5 protein-coding genes are annotated in these 7,049 nt (G+C 62.6%); 4 read left to right on the top strand and 1 reads right to left on the bottom strand.

What is annotated here, in order from left to right:
- The 3 genes from AC1DYC_RS29905 to AC1DYC_RS29895 form a co-directional block, all read left to right on the top strand.
- Positions 1-2,254, top strand: a 2,254-nt coding sequence (locus tag AC1DYC_RS29905; RefSeq protein ID WP_477411281.1) for a DUF5801 repeats-in-toxin domain-containing protein, incomplete at its 5' end; no start/stop codon positions are given.
- Positions 2,255-2,327: 73 nt separating this feature from the next.
- Positions 2,328-4,154: a type I secretion system permease/ATPase gene (locus AC1DYC_RS29900; protein WP_477411280.1), complete on the top strand. Its 1,827-nt coding sequence runs from the start codon at positions 2,328-2,330 to the stop codon at positions 4,152-4,154.
- A 13-nt stretch (positions 4,155-4,167) separates the two neighbouring features.
- The gene (locus tag AC1DYC_RS29895) at positions 4,168-5,499 is read left to right on the top strand and encodes an HlyD family type I secretion periplasmic adaptor subunit (RefSeq protein ID WP_477411279.1); all 1,332 of its coding nucleotides are present in this window, start codon (positions 4,168-4,170) and stop codon (positions 5,497-5,499) included.
- Here the strand turns inward: AC1DYC_RS29895 and AC1DYC_RS29890 are convergent, their stop codons facing one another.
- The gene (locus AC1DYC_RS29890; RefSeq protein WP_477411278.1) at positions 5,500-6,147 is read right to left on the bottom strand and encodes a ThuA domain-containing protein; all 648 of its coding nucleotides are present in this window, start codon (positions 6,145-6,147) and stop codon (positions 5,500-5,502) included.
- Between the two features lie 247 nt (positions 6,148-6,394).
- Between AC1DYC_RS29890 and AC1DYC_RS29885 the strand changes: the two genes are divergently transcribed.
- On the top strand, positions 6,395-7,045 hold the full coding sequence (locus tag AC1DYC_RS29885; RefSeq protein WP_477411277.1) for a YjbE family putative metal transport protein: 651 nt from the start codon (positions 6,395-6,397) through the stop codon (positions 7,043-7,045).
- Positions 7,046-7,049: the final 4 nt, after the last annotated feature.

Raw genomic sequence — 7,049 nt, 5'->3', positions numbered from 1 at the left:
GTCGAATGTCGACCTGGTCGACACCACGACGTCGACGGGCTCGGACAATGAAGGCGCGACGACGCATGTGACACTGTCGATCGCGGGCGGCAACGGGACGGATTCCTTGCTGCTGACGACGGACAACAGTCAGATTTCGCTGTTCAACGAGAGCGGCGTGATTGTCGGCCGGGTGGACCATCCGGACGGCACGTCCAATGCGACCGGAGCGGTTGCGTTTGCGATCTCGATCAACGATCTGGGCGAGGTTACGGTCGCCCAGTATCTGTCGCTCCATCACCCGACTTCACCGGACAATTACGACGAGTCGGTCAATCTCGGCAGCCTGGTGAACGCGGTCGTGACCGTGACCGACGGCGATGGCGACATCGCCACCCAATCGATCGGCATCGGCAACGCGCTCCAGTTCCAGGACGACGGCCCGACGATCAGCGCCTCCGGCACGGAGCCGACGCTGACCGTCGACGAGTCCAGCTTGGGCGACAACAGCGCCAGCTTCTCGGCGGCCTTCACCTCGAATGCCGGTGCCGATGGTGACGCCATCAGCTATGTGCTCGGCATCAACCAGGTCATCAACGACAGCGGCCTAACCGACACCTTAACCAGTGAGGCGGTCCTCCTCTCAGTCAATCTCAGCGGCGCGGTTGAAGGCCGCACCGCCCTCACCGACGAACTCGTGTTCACGGTCAGCGTCAGCGTCGCCGGCCTCGTGACACTCGATCAGGCGCGTGCTGTCATACACTCACCCGACACCGGCCCGGATCAGGAAACAACGTTGGCATCCGATGATCTCGTCACTTTGACGGCGACCATCACCGACGGTGACGGCGATCAGGCCTCGCACAGCGTCAACATCGGCACAAACCTCGTCTTCAAGGACGATGCTCCGACGATCACGGTGCCGTTCGACGGTGATGCATCCGGTGGTGGTAGCGATGGTACTCCCGAGACCCTGGATAACACGGCCGGTGCGCAGGCCAGCGGAGCCTTCGGTTACGACATCGGCGCGGATGCTCATACGGCCCTGTTCTATACGAACGGCGGTTCTGACTTTGTCGACCAGGATGGCGACCCGCTTAATGGCGTCCAGATCGCACTCACCGGCTCGATCATCGGCGGCGGCGGAGGCAATCTCATCACCTCGGACGTGACACTCACGTCGGAGGATTCCGACTTCGCGACGTTCGACTTCACCTTCACCTACCACAAGGACCCGGCGGATGACACCCAGATCGGCACGGCGGGCGGCACTCTCGTCTTCGACAAGGGTGCCGACACTTACACCATCACCCTGACCGACCCGCTCGAAGGATTCAGCTTCGACCTTATCCACACAAGTGAGCTCTTGTCCAAGCAGCCCACGGGCAACACAGGCCACCCGCAGATCGTATTGGAAAAGTTGCAGGCGGATGACCCGAACACGGCGGCTGACGAAGACTTCTTCGTGCAGTTCACGGCAAACTCGATCACCAACAAGACCGGGTTCGGTCTTAACACGACCGGCGACAGTGACGGTCCGAACGCGACACCCGCTGACAAAGCGTGGAACCCCGGCGATCTGGTCACCAACAACCACGAGGATTGGGTGTCTGCGACGCAGACCACCAACGGTGTCGCCGGTGACACGATCCAGAAGGGCGAACTGCTCACGTTGCGGTTCTTCGACAACAACGTCGGTATCGCAGCCGAGGTGCTGCAGACGCCGCAGACCTCGGCCTTCGCCGGCAGCATGGCCATCAAGTTCGACGGCATCGGCAACAGCGAGGACCTGATGCTGATCCTCAACCTGGCCGACAACGGTGCCGACAACATCTTCGGCACCGCGGACGATACCTCGATCACGCGGGCTATGTACGTGTCGAACGGCGATATCTTCAAGACGGGGCAGGTCCCGTCCCCCTACAGTTCAGAGTTCACGCTCGACAACAATGACGGCCTCGTGATCATCGAACAGAACGACTACAACGCAGCCGGCGAAGAGTACTTGCTGCAAGGTGTCCAGATCATGCAGTCGGGCAACGGGATCACCGGAAACGGCACGGCGATCGACCTGAACAGGGACGGCGGCAGTGATGCGACCACCAACCTGGTGAACTTCGACGGCACCGACAACGACGTGCTGAAGATCGTGGACATCGCCTTCAGCACGAGCGTGACCGAGACGCCGAATGCCAACCTCGAGTTCGCCTTCCAGGTGGCGGACGCGGACGGGGATATGACAGACGTCCAGACCATAATTGTCGACGTTGCCTGACGCTTGACCAAAGGGGGCAGCTAACGCTGCCCCCGTACCGCTCCCGCGATCTGTTGCACGGAGATGTCATCCGATGAAGAAAACCAAACAACAGCCCCCTGCCCTGCAGGTGGTGATGAAAGAGGCCAGACGGGCCATCCGTCCGCTTGTCTGGTTCAGCGGCGGCATCAACGTACTGATGCTGACCGGGGCGTTTTATATGCTCCAGGTCTACCACCGCGTGTTGTCCAGCCACAGCCTGGAGACGTTGGTGATGCTGTCGCTGATGGCGGCAGGGGCACTCGCGACAATGGCGGGGCTGGAAGTGGTCCGCGGGCGTCTTCTGGCCAAAGTCGGATCGTGGATGAACGCGCGGCTCGGACCAGTTCTCCTGACGGCATCGGTAGAATATGCCGCCTCGGCGCCGGGTCATGCCAACGCGCGCCCGCTGCGCGACCTGGATCAGGTACGGAATTTCTTCACCAGCCCGAGCATCTTCCCGATCCTCGATGCGCCTTGGGCACCGTTGTTTTTCGCCGCCATATTCTTCATGCACCCCTGGCTTGGCTGGTTGGCGCTAGGCGGCGGGATCGTCCTGTTTGCGTTGGCGTTGCTCAACGAATACATCACACGCAAGCCGTTGACCGAGGCCGCAAGCGCACAGTCGCAGGCATACGTGCAGGCTGAGGCGGCAATCCGCAACGCCGAGGTCGTCCAGGCGATGGGCATGTTGAAGCCACTGATGGAGGGCTGGAAAGCACAGCAGGACGAGGCAAACAAGGGACAGGTTCTTGCCGCCAACCGTGGCGGCGTCATCGCCGCCATCGCGCGTTGTCACCGGCTGGCCCTGCAGATGGCGATACTGGGTCTTGGCGCCTATCTGGTCCTTCGCAACGAGGCTTCACCTGGCATCATGATCGCCGCCTCGATCCTGATGGGGCGCGCATTGTCCCCGGTCGAGCAAGCGATCGGCACATGGAAAGCGACGGTCGGGGCGCGTGCCGCCTACCGGCGTCTCACCGCCGTCGCAGGACAGCATCTGGAGGCCACACCGGTTCTGCCCCTGCCACGACCGAAAGGCAGGTTCGAGGCCGAGAACCTTGTGCTTGGCCGCCAGGGTGGCGAGCCTATCCTGAAAGGGATCAGCTTCCAGCTCAAGCCCGGTGAAGCAATGGCGCTGATCGGTCCGAGCGGCGCCGGCAAGACAAGCCTGGCGCGCATACTGGCCGGCGCCTGGCGTCCGTCCGGGGGGCGTGCGCTGCTGGACGGCATGGACGTTGCCCAATGGGCGGCGGAGGACCGTGGTCACCATGTCGGTTACTTGCCGCAGGATATCGAACTCTTCGCCGGCACTGTCTCCGAAAACATCTGCCGCTTCGTGACACTCAACCCGACGGTCTTCAACAACGTGGTCAAGGCCGCGCAGCTGGCGGGCGTTCACGAGCTGATCAAGGGACTGCCGAAGGGTTATGCCACCGAGATCGGCGAATCCGGTGCGGTCCTGTCAGGCGGGCAGCGCCAACGCATCGGGTTGGCGCGGGCGCTCTACGGCGACCCGCCACTCATGATCCTGGACGAGCCCAATTCCAACCTCGACCGCGAGGGTGAGGACGCATTGATCGCAGCCCTCGGCACGGTCAAGGCGGCGGGCACGACCGTTATCCTGATCGCGCACCGACCAAACATCATGGAGAAAGTTGACAAGATATTGGTTCTCAACCGGGGCCAACAAGACCTCTACGGTTCGCGCGACCATGTCTTCAACGAGCTCACCGCGCGCATCCGCCAGGTAAATCAAATACCGGCGGCCCCGACGCCAGAGATCTCCACCACCGTGATCGGGGTCAGCAACGGTCCACGTCCCACTTCAAAGCGTACGTCGCGTCCATTGGGCACGACTGTCGTGGCGAACCAGGCATGAAACGGGAGCCGATATGAACGTCGTGCCGTTACCCCTGCCGCCGCCCTCCCTGCTGGAACCGGTGCCCCTGCGTCTTGCGGGCGTGACGTCCACCGGGTTCGCGATCATGTTCCTGTTCTTCGGCGTGGCCGGGGGTTGGGCGGCGCTGGCGCCATTGGACAGCGCCGCGGTGGCGCCGGGCGTTGTCAAGGTCGCCGGCGACCGCAAGCTCATCCAGCACCTCGAGGGCGGCATCATCGCGGAATTGAACGCCGCCAACGGTGATATCGTCAAGGCCGGTAAGGTTCTCGTCCGGCTCGACGATACACAGGCGAAGGCGCAGCTTGACCTGATCCAGAACCGGATAGCCACGCGAGAGGCGCTGGCCGCGCGTCTGAGGGCCGAGCGTGACGACAAGGCCGAGATCGAGTTTGATCCGGTGTTGCTCGCAAACCCCGCCACAGCCGCAAAGGACGCGGTGGCCGCGCAGCGTGACGTGTTTGCGGCGAAGCACCACAATCTGAAGGACGAACGGGAAATCCTCAGCCAGCGCCGCCAACAGACCCAGGAAGAAATAACGGGACTGGAGCAGCTTATCGTCACCAAGGACACGCAGATCAGGGCGATCGAAGGTGAAACCAAAGACCTCGAGAGCCTGCTCAAGAAGGGGCTGACCACCCGCGAGCGGAACCTGTTGCTCAGACGACAGCAGCAGGAGATCGAGGGCGAGCGCGCCACCAACATCGCTGCCATCGCTCGCGCCAGAAGCGCCATGGCCGAGATTGACATGCAAATCTTGAACCTCGGCACTGTGCGGCTGAATGAGGCCGTCGATGAGGTGAGCAAGGTCGAGGCAGAGTTGTTTGACCTCAGACAACAGGAGCGTGCCGCCAAGGACGTGCTTACCCGTACCGATGTCGTTGCACCGGTTGACGGCATCGTCATGGATCTAAAGGTCCACACGGCGGGCGGTGTCGTGAAACCCGGCGAGACATTGATGACAGTCGTGCCGCTCGGGCAACAACTCGTGGTCGAGGCCATGGTCAAACCAGAGGATGTCGAGACGATCACCGCCGGACAGCCCGCGCGCGTCAGCTTCCCGGCCTTCGCACGCTACAACCTGCCGCCACTCGACGGCGTCGTGGAGATCGTGTCGGCCGACCGCATGGTGGACGAGCGCAGCGGAGCACCGTATTTCGCCGCGACCGTGTTGATCGACAAGAGCGAGCTCGCCAAGCTGGAGGGCCGCAAGCTGCTGCCAGGCATGTCGAGCGAGGCGATGATCCGGACGGGTGCTCGCACCGTGCTTGCCTACCTCGCCGAGCCGATCACCCAGAACTTCCGCCGGGCAATGCGGGAAAAATAGTCAGGCCGCTCTGCTGGCCCACAACGCCCCGCGCTCGAAGATGGTGCGCATCTGCGGCACGGAAAACTCATCCGCCGTGTGGCCGAGCGCGCTGAAGAAGACGCGGCCCTTGCCGTAGCGGCGCTTCCAGACAACGGGCATGACGACGCCGTCGATGAAGTCGAGATGCTCGCCGCCAAACGTCGTCGTCGCCAGCACTTCGTTGCTCGGGTCGACATGCATGTAGTACTGCTCGGAATGGTAGGCGAAACCCTCGATGCCCCGCACGATCGGATCATCGCTGGTGATGTCGACACGGTAGTCGATGATGTCGCCGGGATGCGCAACCCATTGGCCGCCGGTCATGAACTGATAGGCCGGCTCGTTGCGAAAACTGTCGCCCATGGTGCCGTGGAAGCCGGCAAGGCCGGTTCCACCGCTGACGGCGGCGACGAGGTTTTGCAGCTCCGGTTTCTCGATCGTCGACATGGTGACCACCGGAACGATCAGATCGACTTTCGAAAGCTGCGGATCGGCAAGCACCGAGGTGCCCTGTTCGATCCGCACCTCGAAGCCATGCCCGGTCAATATCTCGCCGACGACAGCGGCGCTGCGGGCCGGCGTGTGGCCCTCCCAGCCGCCCCAGAAAATCAATGCCGTCTTGCTCATGCCCGTCTCTCCTTTGGTCGGCAATATTGATAGGCAAGCCGAACGCCTTTGTCTTCCCTCCCATGAGGGGCATTTCTGGTCGGGAAATCACGATCTGGCGATGAATTCCGTGGATGAGGAACGATTGGCCGCGCCTGGCGTCTTGTTTCAAGGACAGCCTGCACTCAAATCAGCTGTCTTCGTATTTGCGCAGACATCGGTCCGATCCGCCGTCACCAACCGGAACGCCTTTTGGGGAGACCGCCCTATGAGCTTCGCCCACACGACCGTCGCCGCCTATCTGGAAGTCATCACCATCAACCTCGTGCTGTCGGGCGACAATGTCGTGGTGATCGGCATGGCGGCCGCAGGCCTGGCCAAAGCGTTGCGCCAGAAGGCGATCGTGGCCGGCATAGCCGCGGCGGCGGTTATCCGCGTCGTCTTTGCCGTGATCGCGGTGCAGCTGCTGGAAATTCCGGGGATCATGCTGGTCGGCGGCATGCTTTTGTTCTGGGTGTGCTGGAACATGTTCCAGGAGTTGCGTTCCGCCGGCGGCGATGAAGACAGCGACGCCGACCCTGCCACGACAGCGCTTGCGGCGGTGCGGCCGGCCAAGGCGTTGCGCACGGCGATCCTGCAGATCGTGGTCGCCGACGTCTCGATGTCGCTGGACAATGTGCTGGCCGTGGCGGGTGCCGCCGCCCATGACATGAATGCGCTGGTATTCGGCCTCATCCTGTCGGTGGTGCTGATGGCTGTCGCCTCGACGCTGGTGGCGGCGCTGCTGGCCAGATACCGCTGGATCGGCTGGCTTGGTCTCGCGATCATCGTCTATGTCGCCGGCAACATGACGCTGGACGGCGTCGAGCAAGTAAGAACGGTCGACTATCACGCGCTGCTTTCGCCGGCTGCGAGCTAATCCT

The organism is Mesorhizobium sp. P2_E7 (assembly GCF_056403855.1).
This window is presented reverse-complemented; position numbering and strand designations above follow the sequence as displayed.